Annotated in this window: 13 protein-coding genes; 8 read left to right on the forward strand and 5 right to left on the reverse strand. The window is 69.8% G+C overall.

Annotation, left to right across the window (positions count from 1 at the left end):
* Nucleotides 1-135 precede the first annotated feature (135 nt).
* Both HF323_RS07835 and HF323_RS07840 read right to left on the reverse strand, forming a co-directional pair.
* On the reverse strand, nucleotides 136-756 hold the full coding sequence (locus HF323_RS07835; RefSeq protein WP_169581995.1) for a hypothetical protein: 621 nt from the start codon (nucleotides 754-756) through the stop codon (nucleotides 136-138).
* Between the two features lie 121 nt (nucleotides 757-877).
* Nucleotides 878-3,295 (reverse strand): family 43 glycosylhydrolase, encoded by a 2,418-nt coding sequence (locus tag HF323_RS07840; protein ID WP_317451030.1) that lies wholly within the window; start codon nucleotides 3,293-3,295, stop codon nucleotides 878-880.
* 277 nt (nucleotides 3,296-3,572) lie between these two features.
* Here HF323_RS07840 and HF323_RS07845 point away from each other — a divergent pair, with 277 nt between their 5' ends.
* The 4 genes from HF323_RS07845 (at nucleotide 3,573) to HF323_RS07860 (ending at nucleotide 7,946) form a co-directional block, all read left to right on the forward strand.
* On the forward strand, nucleotides 3,573-4,907 hold the full coding sequence (locus tag HF323_RS07845) for an extracellular solute-binding protein (RefSeq protein WP_169581996.1): 1,335 nt from the start codon (nucleotides 3,573-3,575) through the stop codon (nucleotides 4,905-4,907).
* A 23-nt stretch (nucleotides 4,908-4,930) separates the two neighbouring features.
* A complete protein-coding gene (locus HF323_RS07850; protein WP_169581997.1) occupies nucleotides 4,931-5,815 on the forward strand; it encodes a sugar ABC transporter permease in 885 nt (294 codons plus the stop codon).
* A complete protein-coding gene (locus HF323_RS07855) occupies nucleotides 5,812-6,678 on the forward strand; it encodes a carbohydrate ABC transporter permease (protein WP_211160327.1) in 867 nt (288 codons plus the stop codon). The genes HF323_RS07850 and HF323_RS07855 overlap by 4 nt, the downstream gene beginning before the upstream one ends.
* 230 nt (nucleotides 6,679-6,908) lie before the next feature.
* Nucleotides 6,909-7,946 carry a LacI family DNA-binding transcriptional regulator gene (locus HF323_RS07860; protein ID WP_169581999.1) on the forward strand — a complete coding sequence of 346 codons (1,038 nt, stop codon included), beginning with the start codon at nucleotides 6,909-6,911 and terminating at the stop codon, nucleotides 7,944-7,946.
* A gap of 95 nt (nucleotides 7,947-8,041) precedes the next feature.
* On the opposite strand, the gene HF323_RS07865 is transcribed toward HF323_RS07860, so the two are convergent.
* Nucleotides 8,042-10,972 (reverse strand): immunoglobulin-like domain-containing protein, encoded by a 2,931-nt coding sequence (locus HF323_RS07865; protein ID WP_169582000.1) that lies wholly within the window; start codon nucleotides 10,970-10,972, stop codon nucleotides 8,042-8,044.
* A gap of 429 nt (nucleotides 10,973-11,401) precedes the next feature.
* On the opposite strand from HF323_RS07865, the gene dinB reads away from it, so the two are divergent.
* The 3 genes from dinB to HF323_RS07880 all read left to right on the forward strand — a co-directional run bounded on the left by dinB (nucleotide 11,402) and on the right by HF323_RS07880 (nucleotide 16,038).
* The gene (gene dinB / locus HF323_RS07870; protein ID WP_169582001.1) at nucleotides 11,402-12,598 is read left to right on the forward strand and encodes a DNA polymerase IV; all 1,197 of its coding nucleotides are present in this window, start codon (nucleotides 11,402-11,404) and stop codon (nucleotides 12,596-12,598) included.
* Between the two features lie 201 nt (nucleotides 12,599-12,799).
* Nucleotides 12,800-14,947 carry an RNA polymerase recycling motor ATPase HelR gene (helR, locus tag HF323_RS07875; RefSeq protein WP_169582002.1) on the forward strand — a complete coding sequence of 716 codons (2,148 nt, stop codon included), beginning with the start codon at nucleotides 12,800-12,802 and terminating at the stop codon, nucleotides 14,945-14,947.
* A gap of 95 nt (nucleotides 14,948-15,042) precedes the next feature.
* Entirely contained in the window at nucleotides 15,043-16,038 is a 996-nt protein-coding gene (locus tag HF323_RS07880; protein ID WP_169582003.1) for an NADP-dependent oxidoreductase, read from the forward strand.
* Nucleotides 16,039-16,090: 52 nt separating this feature from the next.
* Here the strand turns inward: HF323_RS07880 and HF323_RS07885 are convergent, their stop codons facing one another.
* Both HF323_RS07885 and HF323_RS07890 read right to left on the reverse strand, forming a co-directional pair.
* Nucleotides 16,091-16,762 carry a Type 1 glutamine amidotransferase-like domain-containing protein gene (locus HF323_RS07885; protein ID WP_169582004.1) on the reverse strand — a complete coding sequence of 224 codons (672 nt, stop codon included), beginning with the start codon at nucleotides 16,760-16,762 and terminating at the stop codon, nucleotides 16,091-16,093.
* A gap of 90 nt (nucleotides 16,763-16,852) precedes the next feature.
* Complete coding sequence (locus HF323_RS07890) at nucleotides 16,853-17,557, reverse strand: SDR family NAD(P)-dependent oxidoreductase (RefSeq protein ID WP_169582005.1); 705 nt, start codon at nucleotides 17,555-17,557, stop codon at nucleotides 16,853-16,855.
* A gap of 189 nt (nucleotides 17,558-17,746) precedes the next feature.
* Here HF323_RS07890 and HF323_RS07895 point away from each other — a divergent pair, with 189 nt between their 5' ends.
* Nucleotides 17,747-17,965: a hypothetical protein gene (locus HF323_RS07895; RefSeq protein ID WP_169582006.1), complete on the forward strand. Its 219-nt coding sequence runs from the start codon at nucleotides 17,747-17,749 to the stop codon at nucleotides 17,963-17,965.
* The last annotated feature ends 84 nt before the right edge of the window (nucleotides 17,966-18,049 follow it).

Here is an 18,049-nt window from a genome sequence, read left to right on the forward strand (position 1 = left end):
ATCGAGGACGTGAGCGCAGCGGCGAGTCGTCTGCGCGACGGGGTTCACTCGCCGGGCGGTCGGCTCGGCGAAGGGGTCGGGGGGGGATCGGGCCCGGCGGACGCTCCGCCTGCCGGACCCGAACCGAGAGCCTGGCTACTGCGCGTCTTCCCAGAGGGTCAGCGTGACGGTGGCGGAATAGCTGCCGGGCTGGACGTCCTTCGGCGTCTTGAGGAAGAGGTCGGCATTCGCCTTCCACTCGCCGATCGCTCGAGCCTCGCCCGAGTCGAGCGCGAGAGACAGGAACTCCTCGCCCTCGAGACCGACATTGTTCGGCGCCTCGTCGAAGACCGTCCCGACGTCGGGGCCTTCGGCGACTTCGCCGTTGTTCTCCGTGAGCAGGCGAGGGCTCCATCCGACGTGCTCGGGTCCGAGCTCGGGGGCTCCTGCGGCCGTGAAGGCGGACGACTGACCTGTGACGTACCAGAAGACCCCGTCTGGCACCTCTTCGCGGTCATCCGTCACCGTGACGGTCGGGAGCACGCCGGTGAACTCGCGGAGTTCGGGGTCTTCAGACGGGACCTCGGCGAGCGATGTCGCATCGGCTGCGACGCTCATGGTCAGCGCGCCGACCGGCGGCAGTGCGGCGATGTCGACGTTGACCTGAACGTCCTCATCGCCGACCTCGTCGGCGACCGCTGCGCCGGCGGCGCCGAGAAGCAGCATCCCTCCCAGCGCTCCCGCAGCCGTGCGAGCGATGATTCCTGGCTTCTTCATGCTTTTCTCCTGTTGTCGGGCGGCGTCTCTGCCGCGCCTCATTCCTGGCGACGCCGGACCGTCCGGCACCGCCGTCGTTCGAGGGGTGGCGGCCCGCTTCCGGGCCGCCACCCGATGTGCATCAGCCGCAGGTGTGCGCCGCGAAGGACGCCTGCACCGCAGCCGACACCTGTTCGCCGCCCACCGTGGCCGTGACCGCCACGTCGGCGACACCGGCCGACACGCTGGCCAGACGCGTGGTGAACGCGCTCGAGGCGGACTTGCCCGCGGCGACCGAGACGCCGGTCCTGGTGCCGTACGGCGTGGTCACCGTCGCGGTGACCGGCACCTCGTCGGCGTTGTTCACCTTGACCGTCAGCACCGACTTGCCTGCAACGCAACGCGAGGCGGCGTCGACAGACACGTCGAGCGACGGTCCGGCGACCTCGGCGAACGACCACGTGTCGAGCTCGAACAGGTCGCCGCTGCCTCCCTTGTAGGTGAAGAACAGGTCCTGCGTCCCCGTCACCCCCTCGAGGTCGGCGGTCAGCTCGGTCCACTCGCCCACCGTTCCGGTCACCGGGATGGAGCCGACGACGGCGCCCGTCTCGCTGCCCGTGCGCACGTCGATCGATCCACCTGCCTGCAGCGGCTTCACCTTCACGCTCACCGACGCCGCACCGGCATCGCCGAACGCGACCGACGAGAGCGCGGTCCAGTCGCCGTTGTCGATGTCCTTCACGGTGAGGTTGGGTGCGGCCGCGCCGAACTGCGCCGACCCGCCGTCCACCTTGGCGGTCGCGATCCCCTTGCTCCAGCCGAAGGTCTCGGCCTCGAACGTGCGGTACGGGTCGAAGTCGCGCACCTGGTCCACCCCGGCGTAGTCGCCGACGACCTGCTGGATCGTGCCGTCCGCGTTGAAGGTCATCTCCTGGATGTGCGGGCTGCGGTACCCCTGGGTGGTGTTCCCGTTGATCCGCTTGTTCAGGGTGGGAGCGTGGTACGTGAAGTAGTACTTGCCCTCGAACTCGAACACGGACTGGTGGTTGTTTCCTCCCGTGCCGGCACCGAAGAACTGCGACTGGTTCGGGAAGAGGATGCCGACGTACTTCTCCTTCGGGAAGTTCGTCGGGCTGTCCGACATCATGTACGGGATCTGTCCGCCGCCGGGGTAGCCCGGGAGAGGGGTCTGGTTTCCGCCGAAGTCGTTCCCGCCGAAGTGCGACGAGTAGGACAGGTAGTACTTGCCCTGGCGCTCGAACACGTGGCCCGCCTCGAACGAGACCGGGGTGTCCACGACCATGGCCGAGCCCTGGGTGCTCACCATGTCGTCACCGAGCTCGATGACGCGGATGTTCTTCGGGTTGTTGTAGCGCTCCTCCGCGGGCATGCTCGTCGAAGCGGGGCCGCCCCCGAAGTACAGGTACGCCTTGCCGTCCTTGTCGACGAGCGGAGCCGGGTCGAACTTCCACGCCACGGCCTCTGCACCCGGGGTGGACCCGTTGATGAGCGTGCTCGTGCGCTCGCTCGTCCAGGGGCCCAGCGGGCTCTGACCCGTGATGACGTTGCTCGAGCCGCCGCCGTTGGCGTAGTAGAGGAAGTACTTCTCCTGGCCGTTGACGACCCGCTTGGCGAATCCGGGCGCCCACGAGTTGCTCGTGAACGGCGCGATGCCCTGCGGCCCGGCGACCTGGATCTCACCGTGGTCGGTCCAGTTCACGAGGTCCTCCGAGGAGATCAGCGTGATCTGGTTGATGCTGCCGTAGTTGATCTGCGGCGAGATGCCGGTGACGGGGTCGGGAGCGTAACCCTGCGTGTCGTTCGTCATGAACATGTACACCCGGCCGTCCTCGGCGTAGCCGAAGCCGTCGGCACCGAACTTGTGCCCGATGAGCGGGTTGTGCTCTCCGGGGACCTTGCCGACGACCTCGATGGTCTTCGAGGGCGGCGGCGGCGGCGGGGTGCCGATGACCGACACGTCGTCCACGACGAAGTCCATGAGGTGCGTGTTCGGGTCGGTCGAGGGCGAGCTCGTCCACGGGGTCTCGATGAACAGGCGGGCGGTCGCGACGCTCTGGCTCGCGGGGATCGTGAAGGTCGAGTTGATGTAGCCCCACTGACCGCGCGCGGGTGTCACGCTGGCCAGGTTCGTGTAGGTGCTGCCGCCGTAGTGCATCGTGGCGAAGAACTGCTTGGTCGCCGGGCTGCTCGGGTTGTCGTACTTCACCCGGGCCTTGATGCTGTAGGTCTTGCCCGCCTGGACCTTGCCGCTGAGGTCCTGCATCGGACCCGAACCGGTGGTGGTGCGCCCCGCGATCCTGATCGCGGACGCACCGGAGTAGGCGTCGCTGACGATCGACAGGGTGCCGCCGTCGGTCGCGTTGCCGTTGTTGACGAACCAGCCCTGAACGCCGGATTCGAACCCGCCGTTCACGATGAGCTCTTCGTCGGCTGCTGTCGCCGGTGCGGCCAAGCCGCTGACGATGAGCGCCGTGGCGGCCACCGCGGCGCCGAGGACGCCGGCCATCCTGCGGCGTCTGCCCGCACGATGGGTTGTCACGTTGGTCAAGGTTCCTCCTCGTTGATCGATCAACCTTGGTCCGCCTGCACCGCGTCGAATGCGGGGGGATGTCGAAGCCGGCCAGGGTTCCCCTTGCTCAGATCTGCTGGGCACTGCTGCGTGCATGCCGGCTCCAGTGACGGATGCTTGGCATGTTAGCGGTCACAGTAGAGCCTCACAAGCCCCAGTTGTTCGCGCTATCAAACTCGGGCATGATCGAGAGGAACCACGAGCGGACCCGTGCCCGTCGATCGCCGCTCGACGCGAAGGAGCGTTCATGGTGCGCACCCGACCCCGCTGCGACAAGGCTCGCCACCGCTCGGACGACCGGCGCAGGCCGGCCACCCGGCGCGCACTCCGCTGCGCAGGACTGGTCATGGCGGGCGCGCTGGCGCTCCCCGGCTGCGGCGCTCCCGCAGACGACGCGACGCTCGAGTTCTGGTCGTTCACCGGCATCCAGCAGGACGAACAGGTCGATCGCTACCTCGCCGCGAACCCCGCCGCGCGCATCGAGCTCAGCGAGATCGGCACCTCCGCCGAGACGGCCGACGCCCTCACCGCGGCGCTCGCGGGCGGCCGAGCGCCTGACCTCGTCCTGATCCAGGCAGACGACCTCCCCCGCTTCATCGCGGCCGAGAAGCACTTCCTCGATCTCCGGGGGTTCGCCGGCAGCGACGTCGCGGCGGAATACCTGCCGTGGGCGTGGGATGCCGCAACCACCGCATCCGGCAAGGTCGTGGGCATCCCGACGGATGTCGGCGGCATGGCGCTCGCCTATCGCGCCGACCTCTTCGAAGCTGCGGGCCTGCCGACCGAGCCGGACGCCGTCGCCGCCCTGTGGCCGACGTGGCAGGATTTCGTCGAGGTCGGAGCGGCGTTCGTGGAGCGGGCAGATGCGGCATTCGTCGACAACGTGAGCACGACGGTGTTCGTGAACGCCTCGAACCAGCTGCCGGTCAAGTACTACGACGACGCCGGCGAACTCGTGCACGATCGCAACACCGGGCTGAAGGACGCCTTCGACATGGCCCTCGAGGCGCACGCCGCGGGCATCAGCGCGGGAGCGCCCGCCTTCACGCCCGGCTGGTCGGGCGCCATGGCGCGGGGCGACTTCGCCGTGATGGCCGCACCGTCGTGGATGCTCCGCGTCATCAAGTCGACCGCCCCCGGCACGCACGGGCAGTGGCGGGTGACGTCGGTGCCGGGCGTCGCGGGCAACTGGGGTGGCAGCTATCTGGCGATCCCGGCCGGGTCGAGGCATCCGGAGGCGGCCTGGGATTACATCGCCGCCACGCAGTCCCCGGCGTCGCAGAGCGAGCATTTCGCGGCCGGCGGTCCCCTGCCTGCCGCGCGGGCCCCCTACGCCGACGACGACATCGCGTCGTTCGCCGACCCGTTCTTCGGGTCCTCGGCGATCGGCGGGGTGCTCACCCGCTCGATCCTCGACATGGGCGCGGTCCGCCAGGGCCCCGCTTCTGCGACGATCAACACCGCATTCCTGCAGGCGCTCACGGCGGTCGAGCAGGGCTCGCTCGACAGGCAGGACGCCTGGCCCTCGGCGCTCGATGCAGTGGCGGTCGCTCTGCCGTCCGCATCGGCGGATGAGCGTTGATCGGAAAACCGCGTGGGGGACGGATGCCTCGCCCCGATGCGTGGGCGCCCTACGCCTTCCTCGCCCCCTTCCTTGTTCTGTTCGCGGTCTTCGCGGTGTTTCCGTCCGTCGCCACGTTCTGGCTTGCATGGTGGCATTGGGATCCCCTCGGGGAGCAGACCTGGGCTGGGAGCGCCAACTACGGCCGTCTCGCGTCGGACCCGCGGTTCTGGACGGCCACGGTGAACACACTCGTGATCGCCGTCACCGCGACTGTCGCTCAGCTCTGCGTCGGCCTTGGCTTGGCCCATCTCATCCACCGGACCGCCGCGCGCGCCACGGGCGGCCTGCGCATCTCGCTGCTCGTGCCGCACGTGACCTCCGGAGCGGCGGTGGCGATCCTCGTCGCCCAGCTCGTCGACCGGCGGTACGGCCTGCTCACGCGGGTCCTCGAATCGCTCGGCGCCGCCGAGGTCGACCTCCTCGCCTCCCCGGGGACGGCCTGGGTCGTGGTGGCTGCCGTGGTCGTGTGGCGGTGGTTCGGCTTCACAACGCTGCTGATGCTCGCTGTCCTCCGCGCCGCGCCGCGAGAGCTGTTCCACGCGGCTCAGCTCGACGGCGCCGGATCCTGGGCGCAGTTCCGGTTCGTCTCCGTGCCACTCCTGCGCCCTGTCATCGCGTTCAGCTTCCTCACCTCGCTGGTCGGCGCGCTGCAGCTTTTCACCGAGCCGCTCCTCGCCGACCCGTCGGGGCTCACGTGCGGACCCACGCGGCAGTGCCAGACGCTGGCGCTGCTCGTCTACGAGGTCGGATTCCGCGACTTCCAGTTCGGCTATGCGGCGGCCGTGGCGTCGGCCGTCTTCGCGATCGCCGCGGCGATGGTGGGCGCGGGCTTCGCCGCGTTCCAGCGTCTCGGGTGGACGACGTGACGGCGAGACGGGCGACCGCGTGGGCGGTGACGGTGGGCGCCACGCTCGCCTGCTGGGCCCCGATCTGGTTCCTGCTCGTGGTCGCCTCCCACGATTCCGACGCCGCGACCACCTTCCCCCCACCGCTCCTCCCCGGGGCGCGGTTCGTCGACAACGCCCGTGCCGTGCTCGAGTCGGTGTCGTTCGGGCGCGCGCTGCTCAACTCCGTCGTCGTCTCCGGATGCATCGCCGTGGGCGGCGCTGTCGTGTGCGCCATGGCGGGCTATGCCTTCGCCAAGCTCCGGTTCCCCGGTCGTGGGGCACTGTTCGCGGTGACGCTGATCGGGCTGACGCTCCCGGTACAGCTGGCCGTGATCCCCAACTACCTCCTGATGTCGGCCCTGGGATGGGCGGACGGACTGCAGGCACTCATCGTGCCCGGGCTCGCCAGCGCCTTCGGCGTCTTCTGGATGCGCCAGCACATCGCCGCCACGCTGCCCGACGACGTCCTCGACGCGGCGGCGCTCGACGGCTGCGGCACCTGGTCGGCCTTCCGGCATATCGCCCTCCCGCTGGTCCGCCCCGGCGCCGCGGTGCTCGCCGCGCTCCTGTTCGCCTCGTCGTGGAGCGACTTCATGTGGCCGTTCATCGTGCTTCGGTCGCCCGGCTCGCAGACCGTGCAGGTCGCCCTGCGCGGACTCCAGGGCGAGTTCGGAGTCGACTACGCGCTCGTCTTCACGGGCGCGCTGCTCGCGACGGCGCCGATGCTGCTCCTGCTCGTCATCGCGGGCCACCGAGTCACGCGCGGGCTCGTCCCGTGGAGTCCCGCACCGCCAGACGCGGGTGCCCCCGCAGGTCGGGCGCAGCCGCCGCGACGGCGATGATGTCGGGGCGCGCCGCCCACGATCGTCAGGTCGTAACCGTGCCGCCGAGCATCGCGCGCGACGGCATCGACCAGCGCGGCCGATCGACGCGAGGCATCCGCTCCCACGATCACCACCCCTCAGCGCCCATTCAGCGCGGGCGGCCGCGGCCGGCGGTTCGCCCGCCGCGGGAGAGCCCTCGGCGCCGATAGAGTCGCCATATCCCACGGCGCCGACCCGAACGAATCCGGATGGAAGAGATCCCCACCCCGCACGCGAACCCGCATGTCACCATGCAGGACGTCGCAGAGAAGGCCGGCGTCTCTGCGCAGACCGTGTCGAACGTCATCAACGGACGAACCGAGCGCGTCGGCGCGGACACGATCGACCGTGTCACCCGCGTCATCGACGAACTGGGGTACCGGCTCAATCAGAGCGCGCGTTCGCTGCGCAAGGGTCGCACGGGCATCGTGGGACTGGGCGTCCCCATCCTCGCGTCCGAGTACTACGGCGAGCTCGCCGAGCGCCTCTCGCACCGGTTCTCGGAGCACGGCATCCGGTTCGTCACCGAGAACACCGGAGGGGCGATCACCGCCGAAGTGGAGTCGCTCGCAGCATCCCACCTCGAGACTTACGACGGGTTCATCCTCGCGATCGCGGCCAGCGAGTCGGCGGACCTGAACCGCCTCCTCCCGCACAAGCCGATCATCCTGCTCGGCGAGCGCGCGCTGTCGACGCGGTTCGACCACGTGCTCATGGACAACGTCGGCGGCGGCCGGATCGCCACGGCGCACCTCCTGGATCGCGGCGCGCGGGCGGTCATCGCGCTCGGCGGGCGTGAGTCGGGCAGCGAATCCGTGCAGACGCTCCGCACGCGCGGATACGTCGAAGCGCACCGTGAGCACGGCCTCGAGGCGCGCGCCGACCTGATCCTCGACACGGGTCTGGACATGTCCGACGGGTACCGCACGATCGCAGCGGTCATCGACGACGGCGTCACGTTCGACGGCGTCTTCGCGCTGACCGATTCGTCGGCCTTCGGCGCGCTGCGGGCACTGGCCGACCGCGGAGTCCGGGTGCCGGAAGACGTTCAGGTCGTGGGCTTCGACAACGTGCGAGCAGGCGAGTACGCGACGCCCCGCCTCACGACGGTCGAACCGGCAAACGACGAGATGGCCGAAGCGATCGTCGAGATCATGCTCGCCCGGCTTTCCACCGCCGGACCGGCCGGCGAGCCGCGACGCCGGATGATGCCGGCGCGGCTCGTGGTGCGCGACTCCACACGCTAGCCCGACCCCGGCCCGCGCCGCCGCCTGCGCTCTCGGGCCAGCGGCGGCGCGCGGCCGGTGGGGAGCCGCCACAGGCGACCCCCCACCGGTGTCGATCACGGGGTGCAGGACACCGCCTCGTAGTCGACCTCGTACTCCGACTCCCACCGGTCCTCGCCCTGGACCGCGGCGACCGTGACCGTCAGCGATCCGGCTGGGATGGTGGCGGCGCGGGTGGCGAAGACGAACGAGTGGGCCTTGCCCGCCGCGAGTGCTCCCACCGGCTTCGCGCCGAACGGGGTGTCGATGCGGAGCTCGACCTTGCCGGCTTCGTCGTTGCTCACCGTCACGGTCAGCAGCACCTTGCCGCCGACGCAGCGGTCCGCCACGGTCACGGTCGCCTCGAGGGCCGGGAGCACCTCGAACGCGGCCGTGGCCTCCGACGCGAGCAGGATGTCGAAGCCGAGGTATTCGGCCTTCACCGTCTGCTCGCCCTGCGCCAGCCCGGCGGGGATGGTCGCCGTGGCCGTGCCCTCCTCGAGGTACACCGTCTCGGACCAGTCACCGACGCTGAAGCGCACCTGTCCACCGGTCTCGAACCCATCGGCGGCGATGACGGATGCCGTGACCTCCGTGGTCTCGTCGGCCTGGACGTCCTCGACCGACACCTCGACCGTGGTCGCGACATCCTCGTTCGGGATGCCCCGGATGCTGTTCCACTCGCGCAGCGTGATGGGAAGCACCGTGCCGTGGCGCGGACGCGGGACGCCGGCGTTGGTCATGGTGATGGACTTCGCCTGCCACGTCTGGGCCTCGATGTTCGACTCGCACGCCGCCTGGTAGCCGCCGCCGTTGGTGTAGCGGTCGCCCCACAGGTAGAACTGTCCGGGGCACGCGGTGTCGCCGGGGTTCGCCTCAAAGATCACCGGACCCTCGTATCCCGCCGTCGCCTGCCACGTCGTGCGACCCAGCGCCGGGGCGATGAGCTCCCACGCGTTGATGTCGCTGTCGAGGAAGTCGGTGTGCTTCTCCGAGAAGATGTCGGAGCCGGCGTTGCCGGCCTCGTTCTTCGTGACGCGGTAGTACTCGTCGCCCACCTTGATCGCGGTCGTGTCGATGCGCGACTGCGGAGCGGGGTTCTGCCAGACCTTCGGCTCTGAGAACGTCTGGAAGTCGCGCGTCGTGTTGTACCACATCTGCGCGTTGCCCTGCCCGGTGCGGTTGACGGGGTCGTTCCACAGCGACTGGGCCCAGAACACCGCGTACGCCCCGATCTCGTCGACCCACAGCGACTCCGGGGCGAACGCGTTGCCCGCGTCGTTCGGAGCGACCTTGACGTGGCGCTGCGGCGTCCAGTTGACGAGGTCGTTCGACTCGAAGACCTCGATGTACTGGGTGTCATTGATCGCGTAGCCGCCCTGGTCGTACCAGTTCAGGTCGGTGGCGATCATGTAGAAGGTGTCGCCGTCGGGCGAGCGGACGATGTGCGGGTCGCGAAGACCCTGGTCGCCGAGCTGCGAGACCAGCGAGGGCCAGCCTCCGGTGAGCCCGGTCCAGTCGAGTGCGGTGTTCCCGTTGGACGTCGCGAACATGATCTGCTCGCCGTCCGCCTGACCCTCGCCCTTGAAGTAGCCGAGGAAGTAGCGCTCGTACTCCTCCTCGCGGGGCAGCGGCTGGACGGTCACGTCGAACGTCTTCTCGGCCTTCGCGTCGCCCTTGGCGATCGTGGCGGTGAGAGTCGCCTCGACGGCGGGCTGGCCGTAGGCGGGGCGCGTCACCTCGCCTTCCGGCGAGATCAGCTCGGTGCTGGAGGTCCAGGTGATCTGCGATCCCCAGCCGCCCTCGGTGGGCAGCGTGATGTTGCCGCGGACGTTGTCGGTCTCGTACAGCTCGAGGTCGAGCTTGTCACGGTCGACGGAGTGCCCGTCGTCGTACTCGGCGGGCACGGTGATCTGGATCTCCCGCGTCGCCACCGACGCTGCACCCTTACGAAGGGTCGCTGTCAGCACCGCGGTCGCATCGGGTTCCCCGAGCCCAGGGCGGGTGATGACGCCGCGGATCGGCACCTTGCGCGCGCTGTTCACCGCGGGAGGCGTCACGACCTCCACCACGTCGGGGTTCGACGAGGTCCATGTGATGGAGGAGCCCGCCACGCTGCCGGTCTTCGGGAGCACGAGGTCTTCGACGATCGCACTCGTGAGTCCGAGGTCGATGGCCTCGGCATCCGCGTCCACACCCTCGTCGTTGCCCTGGGCAGCGCGCTGCGTGACCTCGGCCGCGCTGAGGCCGCGATCGTAGATGCGGAAGTCCGCGAGCGTGCCGCGGAACGAGTAATTGCCGGGCACCTGCGAGCGGGCGAGGAAGTTGCAGTTGGTGCCGGCCGCGTTGACCGAGGGCGCGGTGGTGATCGTGGCGGACTGCGCGTGCTGGACGCCGTCGACGTAGAGCGTGCCGGTCCAGCTGGTGCCGTTGGCGTTCGGGGTCTGCGTGTAGGTCACGTGCTTCCACACGCCCTCGGGGAGCCGCACACGGTTCTGCTGCACGTTGACGTTTCCTGCGGCGACCCGCAGACGCTGCGTGTTCGACGAGAAGAGCTGCCCCTGCTGGCCCCCCGCGGTGTCGCACGCCACCTTGTTGCCGAGGCTCCAGATCTGGTGCTCACCGACGTTGGCGGGGTCGATCCAGATGTCGTAGTCGACCGTGATCGCCTGCATGCCGGCGGTGAGGTTGTTCGGCAGACGCACATACGCCCCGGAGAGCGCGTCGGCGTAGTCCTCGGGATTGAATCGGATGCCCTCGCCGTCGTACGAGGCCTTCGCCGCGTTCACCAGCGTGGCGTTCGCGGCGGTGCCGGCGGAGCCGCTGTTGGCGATCACGGTGCCGGATCCCTCGTCGAGCTTGAACTGGTGGACGAGACCATCGACGACATCCTCGTAGACGGGCTCGGCGGCTGCCGGCGAGGCGACGACGACGCCGACGCAGAGCGCCGTCGCGGCGATGAACGCTGCCGCTCGCGATCTTCTCTCGGGCGTGGGTGGACGGACCATGGGGATACTCCTTCGTACCTTCGGCGGCCGGCGGGCGAGGTCGGGTTCCAGCCAGGGGACAAACCCGCGCGGACTGCAAGGGTTTATCGATCAACTTCGATCGTCTTGATGTTAGCGGTCACAGCTTCGCCCATCAAGAGTCGCGCGCGGATTCCCGCTCCCGGCGCAGATGCTTCTGCGCGCGACGCAGGTTCCTGCGCATGCCTGGCCCGCGCGGTCGTTTCCTCTGCGGCGCCGTCTCCTGCACGCGCGGTCGTCTCCTGCACGCGCGGTCGCCTCCTGCACGCGCGGTCGTTTTATTCGGCAGCGCGGGCAGGAAACGACAGCGCCCCGGCAAGGAGCGCAGGTGAACGGGGGGATGCCTCGAAAGCGGGGGCCGCGTCGGAGGCCCGTGGGACGATGCGGTCGAGCGAACGGCGGGAGGACGGCATGCGGGGAGAGGCCACCGTGCTCCACGCAGACCTCGACGCGTTCTACGCTTCGGTCGAGCAGCGCGATGCGCCTGAGCTCCGCGGCCGCCCGGTCATCGTCGGCGGCGGCGTGGTCCTGGCGGCCAGCTATGAGGCGAAGGCGCGCGGTGTGCGCACGGCCATGGGCGCACGCCAGGCGCGCGACCTGTGCCCCGACGCCGTCGTCGTGCCGCCGCGCATGGAGGCGTACTCGGCGGCCAGTCGCGAGGTGTTCGCCATCTTCCGCGACACCACTCCCCTGGTCGAAGGCATCTCGATCGACGAGGCGTTCCTCGAAGTCGGCGGGCTTCGGCGCATCACCGGCCCTCCCGAGCAGATCGCGGTACGGCTGAGGCAGCGCGTGCGCGCCGAGGTCGGCCTCGCGATCTCGGTCGGCGTCGCGCGGACGAAGTTCCTCGCGAAGGTGGCGAGCGCAGTCAGCAAACCCGACGGACTGCTGATCGTCGAGCCCGATGAGGAGCAGGCATTCCTGCTCCCCCTGCCGGTGGAACGACTGTGGGGCGTCGGCGCCGTGACCGCAGAGAAGCTGCACCGCCTCGGCATCCACACCGTGGGCGAACTCGCCGACCTCGAAGCCGCCACCGCCGAGAGGCTGCTGGGAAAGGCGGCCGGTGCGCACCTTCACGCACTGGCGCGGCTGCGCGATCCCCGCCCGGTGAACACCACGCGCCGCCGTGGGTCCATCGGCTCCCAGCGCGCGCTCGGCAGCCGCCCGCGATCAGGAGAGGAGCTCGACGCCATCCTCACCCAGATCATCGACCGGCTCGGGCGCCGGCTGCGCGACGGCGACCGCGTGTGCCGCACGGTCGTGCTGCGGCTGCGCTACGGCGACTTCAGCAAGGCGACGCGGTCGCAGACATTTCGATCTCCGACCGATCGCACGGCGATGCTCCTCACTGTCGCACGGGGGCTCCTCGCCGGCGCGCGCTCGAACATCGAGGAGCGAGGCATCACCCTGCTCGGCATCTCGCTGTCGCAGCTGGCACGGGCCGACAGCGTCCCGCCCGAGCTGCCCATCGACTGGGGCGACGGTTCGCGTCTGGACGGCGTGCTCGACGCCGTCCGCGATCGGTTCGGCGCGACCGCCGTCGGCCGGGCCGTGCAGATGGGCCGCGATCCCGGGTGGTCGACGCCTCTGCTTCCCGAGCACGAGTAAGTGGAACTCGGGAGCCAGAACGATCGCGTCACGGCGAGCGACGAGAGGGCCCCTGTCGGCGGGAGCCGGAGCACCCCCGCATTTCCAGGATAACGGCGGGACGGGGCCTTGCCGCAAGGCCCCCCTCGGGGCGCATACTGGTCGGCCGTGTGCTGCCGCACGCCCAGCGCAGCACGTGCCGTTCGATCGGAGTCCGCCCTCGTGAACACCCTCTCCACCAGCGTCTTCGCCCTGCCCGCTCGCCTGTCCGCCAAGGCCGAACCACGCCTGATCACCGAGGACGAGCATCACTTCACCACGGTCGCCCGGAGTCTCCGCTCCGAGATCGCCGACCTGTCCGCCCGCCTCGACGAAACCCGGCGGCGACCTCTCGGCGAGGGGCAGGCCGCGCTCGACCGCGACCTGGAGGTGCACCGGCTGACGTCGCGACTGCGAGCACTGCGGCGCTTCGGCCTCGATGTCTGCCTCGGCCACATCGTGCCCGAAGGCGGCGACGACCCCGTCTACATCGGCCGCCTCGGGCTCACGCACCGCGACGGCCACGCACTCATCATCGACTGGCGCTCACCCGCCGCCGCGCCGTTCTTCGCCGCGACCCACGCCGAGCCGATGGGTATCGCGCGACGTCGCCGCTACCGATGGACGGCCGGACGCATCACCGACTACTGGGACGAGGTCTTCACGCCGGATGCCGTGGACCGGCGCGCCGCTCTGGATGACCAGTCCGCGTTCATCGCAAGCCTCGGCGACAGTCGCACGGAGCGCATGCGCGATGTCCTCGCCACGATCCAGGCGGATCAGGATGCGATCATCCGCGCCGACTCCCGCGGCGCACTGGTCGTCGACGGAGGACCGGGCACCGGCAAGACCGTCGTCGCGCTTCACCGCGCCGCGTACCTGCTGTACTCCGACCCCCGGCTCAGTCGTGGGCGCGGGGGCGTCCTGATCGTCGGACCGCATCACCCCTATCTCTCCTACGTCGCAGACGTCCTTCCAGGCCTCGGGGAGGAGGGCGTCGAGTCGTGCACGCTCCGCGATCTCGTGCCAGAAGGCGCCGAGGCATCGGTCGAGGCATCCCTGGAGGTCGCCGCCCTGAAGTCCAGCGCCGCCATGGTGCGCGCCGTCGAGGCGGCCGTCGCGTATCACGAGGTGCCGCCTGCACGAGCGCTCACGGTCGAGACGGCCTGGACGGACGTCATCCTCGGGCCTCGCGAGTGGGCCGAGGCCTTCGCGGCGGTCGAGCCGGGGACCCCTCACAACGACGCCCGCGCAGACGTCCTCGAAGCAGTGCTCGAGATCGTGATCGACCACCACGACGACGAGGTGCCGCGCGGGCTCGTGCGCCGGGCGCTTCTGCAGGATGAAGCGCTCATGGCAGCGGTGACGCGCGCATGGCCGACTCTCGACCCGGCGAACGTGGTCGCCGACCTGTGGACGGCGCCGGGGTACCTGCGTACGTGCGCGCCGTGGCTCGACGACCGCGAGGTCTCACTCTTGCAGCGCGACGAGGCGCATGCCTGGACGACGTCGGACCTGCCGCTGCTGGACGCCGCACGTCTGCGAATCGGGGATCGTCACGAAGCCGAGCGCCGACGCCGGCAGGAGGCCGTCCGTGCGGCGGAACGCGAAGTCCGTGAGCGCGTGATCGATGACCTCATCGCTGCAGACGACTCCGAGATGAGCGTCATGTCGATCCTCCGCGGACAGGACGCCCAGAACAGCCTCGCCGATGCCGGGACGACTCCGACGCACCACCACGACCGCCTGGCCGGCCCCTTCGGGCACATCGTCGTCGACGAGGCGCAAGAGCTCACGGATGCCGAGTGGCAGATGCTGCTGGCTCGGTGTCCGTCGCGCAGCTTCACGATCGTCGGCGACCGGGCGCAGGCGCGGCACGGCTTCGGCGAACCGTGGCAGCAGCGCCTCGCCCGGTTGGGGCTGACGCGCGTCGACATCGCCTCGCTCACCGTGAACTACCGGACGCCCGCCGAGGTGATGGCCGAGGCGGCCCCCCGTATCCTCGCGGCGATCCCGGACGCGAACGTGCCGGAGTCCGTCCGTCGCACCGGCATCCCCGTCCGGCACGGGAGCCCGCGCGAGCGCGACACCATCCTGGCGGAGTGGCTCGAGGACAACGACGAAGGCGTCGCGTGTGTGATCGGAGACGCGACGTTCACTCCGCAGCCGCGCGTGCGGTCGCTCACCCCGGAGACGGCGAAGGGCCTGGAGTTCGACCTCGTGCTGGTCGTCCACCCCGCGGCGTTCGGCGACGGGATCGAGGGGGCCGTGGATCGCTACGTCTCCATGACACGGGCGACCCAGCAGCTCGTCGTGCTCGACGAGCACTGACTCGTTCGACCGCGGATCGTGTGCCGGTGCATCCGATTCCGCCGCCGGCGACGAATAATCCTGTGGCGACTCGACGGCGAGATCGGAGCAGGACGATGTTCAAGACAAGGTCGACTCAGGCACGGTGGTACACCTACGCGAGCCCCGGCGATGCGGATGTGCTCGAAGAGCATTCCGGCACCCTGCCGCCGCCGCTCGAAGGGCACGCGACGGTCGAGGTGATCACCTCGGGCATCAACCACATGGAGGTGTTCCTGCGCAACGGCAAGGAGCAGACGTGGGCGGACGACGGCTGGCCGCGCGGATCCGGGAGCGACTTCGCCGGCATCGTCGTGGCACGCCCGCCGGGTGAGAGCCGGTTTCCCGTCGGCTCCGAGGTGATCGGGCACGTGCGCACCGGCGCGCACGCCACGCACCTCACCGTGCCTGTCTCGGCGCTCGTCCCCAAGCCCCGCAACATGAGCTGGGAGGTCGCGGGCGGGCTCTACCTCGCCGGCGCGACCGCGCTGGACACCCTCGACGAGTTGCGGATCGGACGAGACGACATCGTCGTGGTCTCGGCTGCGGCCGGAGGCGTGGGCAGCATCGAGGTGCAGCTGGCGAAGCACTGGGGCGCGCGAGTGATCGGCACCTGTGGCGATCGCAACTTCGACTACCTGCGGCAGCTCGGAATCATCCCGGTCCGTTACGGCGACGGCATGGTCGAGCGGATCCGGCAGGTCGCGCAGGGGCAGGTCACGGCGTTCATCGACAACTTCGGCAAGGACGGCAAAGACATCGCCGACGCGCTCGGCGTTCCGGACAGCCGCTACCGGTCGAGCGCCGATCGGCGCGAGGTCGAGCTGCGACTGCTGCGGGAAGACCCCGACTCGATGCTGCACGGTACGACCCAGCTGCAGCGGCTCGCCCAGCTCGCGCAGGACGGTGCCTTCCGTCTGCTGATCTCGGGGCTCTACCCGCTGAGCGACATCGTCGACGCGTATCAGGACATGGCCCGACTCCACTCACGCGGCAAGATCGTGCTGGCGACGAGACCGGTCACCACCTACCGCACCCTTCGAGCGCGCGACGTGCACGAGGCCATGGCCTGAGCGCGGGGCGTCCGCGCAGCGCGGTGACTCGATGAGCCGACAGCAGTCGAGTTCAGCCGCCGAAGTGCTCCCAGTTGCCCTCGGAGACGACCGTCACGACGCCGTCCACCACCGCGAGGGCCGTCTGGTCATCGATCGCGTACGCCGGACCGGCGATCTTCTCCGCCCATCGGCGGGCGCTCTCCGTCGTGTTCTCGTTCCAGCCCGGATAGTCCAGGTGCGGGAAGATCGAGAAGTCCACCACCCCGAGCGTCTCGTGGCCCTGCCCCGGCCTCCAGTCGACGAACTGCTCGCCGATGCGCGGAGTCATGACCATGCTGCCCGCGCTGACGCCGACCCACACGGTGTCGGTCAGAGCCGGCAGCAGCTCCCCGAGGCCGGACTCGCGGATCCAGTGAGCCAGGTAGATCGCCTCGCCTCCGTCGACGAGGAGCACGTCGGCCTCGCGCACCCACGGCTCCCATCGATCTCGGCCGACCGTCGGCAGCGCCGTGAGCTCGAGGACCCCCACCGACCTCCAGCCCAGGTCGCACAGGTTCGACTCCCCCGGCCAACGAGAGGCCGTCGACTTCCACACCGTCTGGGGCGAGCACATCGGCTGGCCCCACTGCGCCGTGGGAATGAAGAGCGCATCGCACTCCGACACCGGCTTCCCGAGCATGCCGACGAGAGTCTGACGGATGGAGTCGTTGGTGACTCCTCCCGAGGTCAGCAGCAGCTTCACGTGGATCCTTCCCAGACGAGGCGGCGCCGAGGCATCCGTCTCCCGAAAAGGTAGACGATGTCGGGGACGTCCGCGACCTGTCCGGAAGCGTCACCACGGCAGGGGGCGGCCGTCCCGCGTCAACGCCATCGCAGCGGCGAACGGTGTCACGTCCAGCGGGGCGAGCACGCTCCTCGCTCCTTCGCGCACCGGCCGCGCTCCCATCTCCTCCATTCCGGGAGACGTCGCGGTCAGTCCCGGATCGACCACGTGCACGCGCACGCCGTCTGCCCCGACCTCGCCTGCGAGCTTGTGCAGCAATGCGTGGAGGGCGGCCTTCGAGACCGCATAGCTCGCCGCTCCCGGGTTGACCTCCAAACCGAACTGCGGATCTCCGTGCGAGCCCGATCCGCTTCCGACGCCGATGATGGTGCCACGACCGGCGCGGAGAGCCGGCAGCGCCGCGCGCAGCACGCTCCACGAGCCGAAGAGATTCGTCTCGATCACCTGCCGGGCAGCGGTGAGGTCGGCGGAGGCGACCGTCTCATCCCAGGGCGAGAACCGCGCTGCATTCAGCACGAGCAGCGACAGCGGCCGCCCGCCGATGAGCCGCCCGACCTGCTCCGCCACGCCCGGCGACTCCACGTCCAGGATGCCGGTTTCGATCGGGTCCCCGCGAACCGACGCCGCGAAGTCGTCGAGCGCAACCGGATCTCGCGCGGTCGCGATCACGCGGTACCCGCGCGCGAGAAGTTCCTCGGTCACAGCGCGGCCGATCCCCCGCGCTGCGCCGGTCACCAGAGCCAGGTCCGGCATCTCCGCCTCCGTACGCCGTCGCCTTCGTCCGTCACCAATTGTTCCGCCCACCGGGCGCGTCCGGATGCGGCAGCGCCAGCCGCGGTACTCGCGAAAGATTCCACCCGACCTGCATCCAAATCGTGGCGACCGGCAGAACCAGGAGATAGCGGGTGCACACCGGCCCGCCATACAGGGAGGGAAAGACCAATGAAGCGCATTCTCGCCACCGGAGCCATCGTCGCTTTCGCCGTGTTCGGCCTCGCGGGCACCGCGAACGCCACGCCTGCCGACGCAGCATGCTTCGGCCAGGTGCACAAGACCATCAACACCGAAGGGGCCCTCGGCTTCACGAACGTCGGAGACGTCGTGAAGGCGATCGGCGGACAGGGCAAGAACGACACCGCCCGGGGAATCTGCGGCGACTGAGGCACCGAGCCGTCTCGAGTCTCACGAGCGACGGGGGCCCTGCGCGACTGCGGTCGCCGGGGCCCTCTTGCGCGATCAGTGGTG

The organism is Microbacterium sp. MF43, assembly GCF_012847295.1.
GTDB lineage: Bacteria > Actinomycetota > Actinomycetes > Actinomycetales > Microbacteriaceae > Microbacterium.

Coding starts and splice junctions, on each gene's coding strand:
- HF323_RS07860 (WP_169581999.1), top strand. CDS start 6,909: ATGGAAGAGATCCCCACCCCGCACGCGAACCCGCATGTCACCATGCAG.
- HF323_RS07880 (WP_169582003.1), top strand. CDS start 15,043: ATGTTCAAGACAAGGTCGACTCAGGCACGGTGGTACACCTACGCGAGC.
- HF323_RS07890 (WP_169582005.1), bottom strand. CDS start 17,557: ATGCCGGACCTGGCTCTGGTGACCGGCGCAGCGCGGGGGATCGGCCGC.
- HF323_RS07895 (WP_169582006.1), top strand. CDS start 17,747: ATGAAGCGCATTCTCGCCACCGGAGCCATCGTCGCTTTCGCCGTGTTC.
- HF323_RS07850 (WP_169581997.1), top strand. CDS start 4,931: ATGCCTCGCCCCGATGCGTGGGCGCCCTACGCCTTCCTCGCCCCCTTC.
- dinB (WP_169582001.1), top strand. CDS start 11,402: ATGCGGGGAGAGGCCACCGTGCTCCACGCAGACCTCGACGCGTTCTAC.
- HF323_RS07845 (WP_169581996.1), top strand. CDS start 3,573: ATGGTGCGCACCCGACCCCGCTGCGACAAGGCTCGCCACCGCTCGGAC.
- HF323_RS07865 (WP_169582000.1), bottom strand. CDS start 10,972: ATGGTCCGTCCACCCACGCCCGAGAGAAGATCGCGAGCGGCAGCGTTC.
- HF323_RS07835 (WP_169581995.1), bottom strand. CDS start 756: ATGAAGAAGCCAGGAATCATCGCTCGCACGGCTGCGGGAGCGCTGGGA.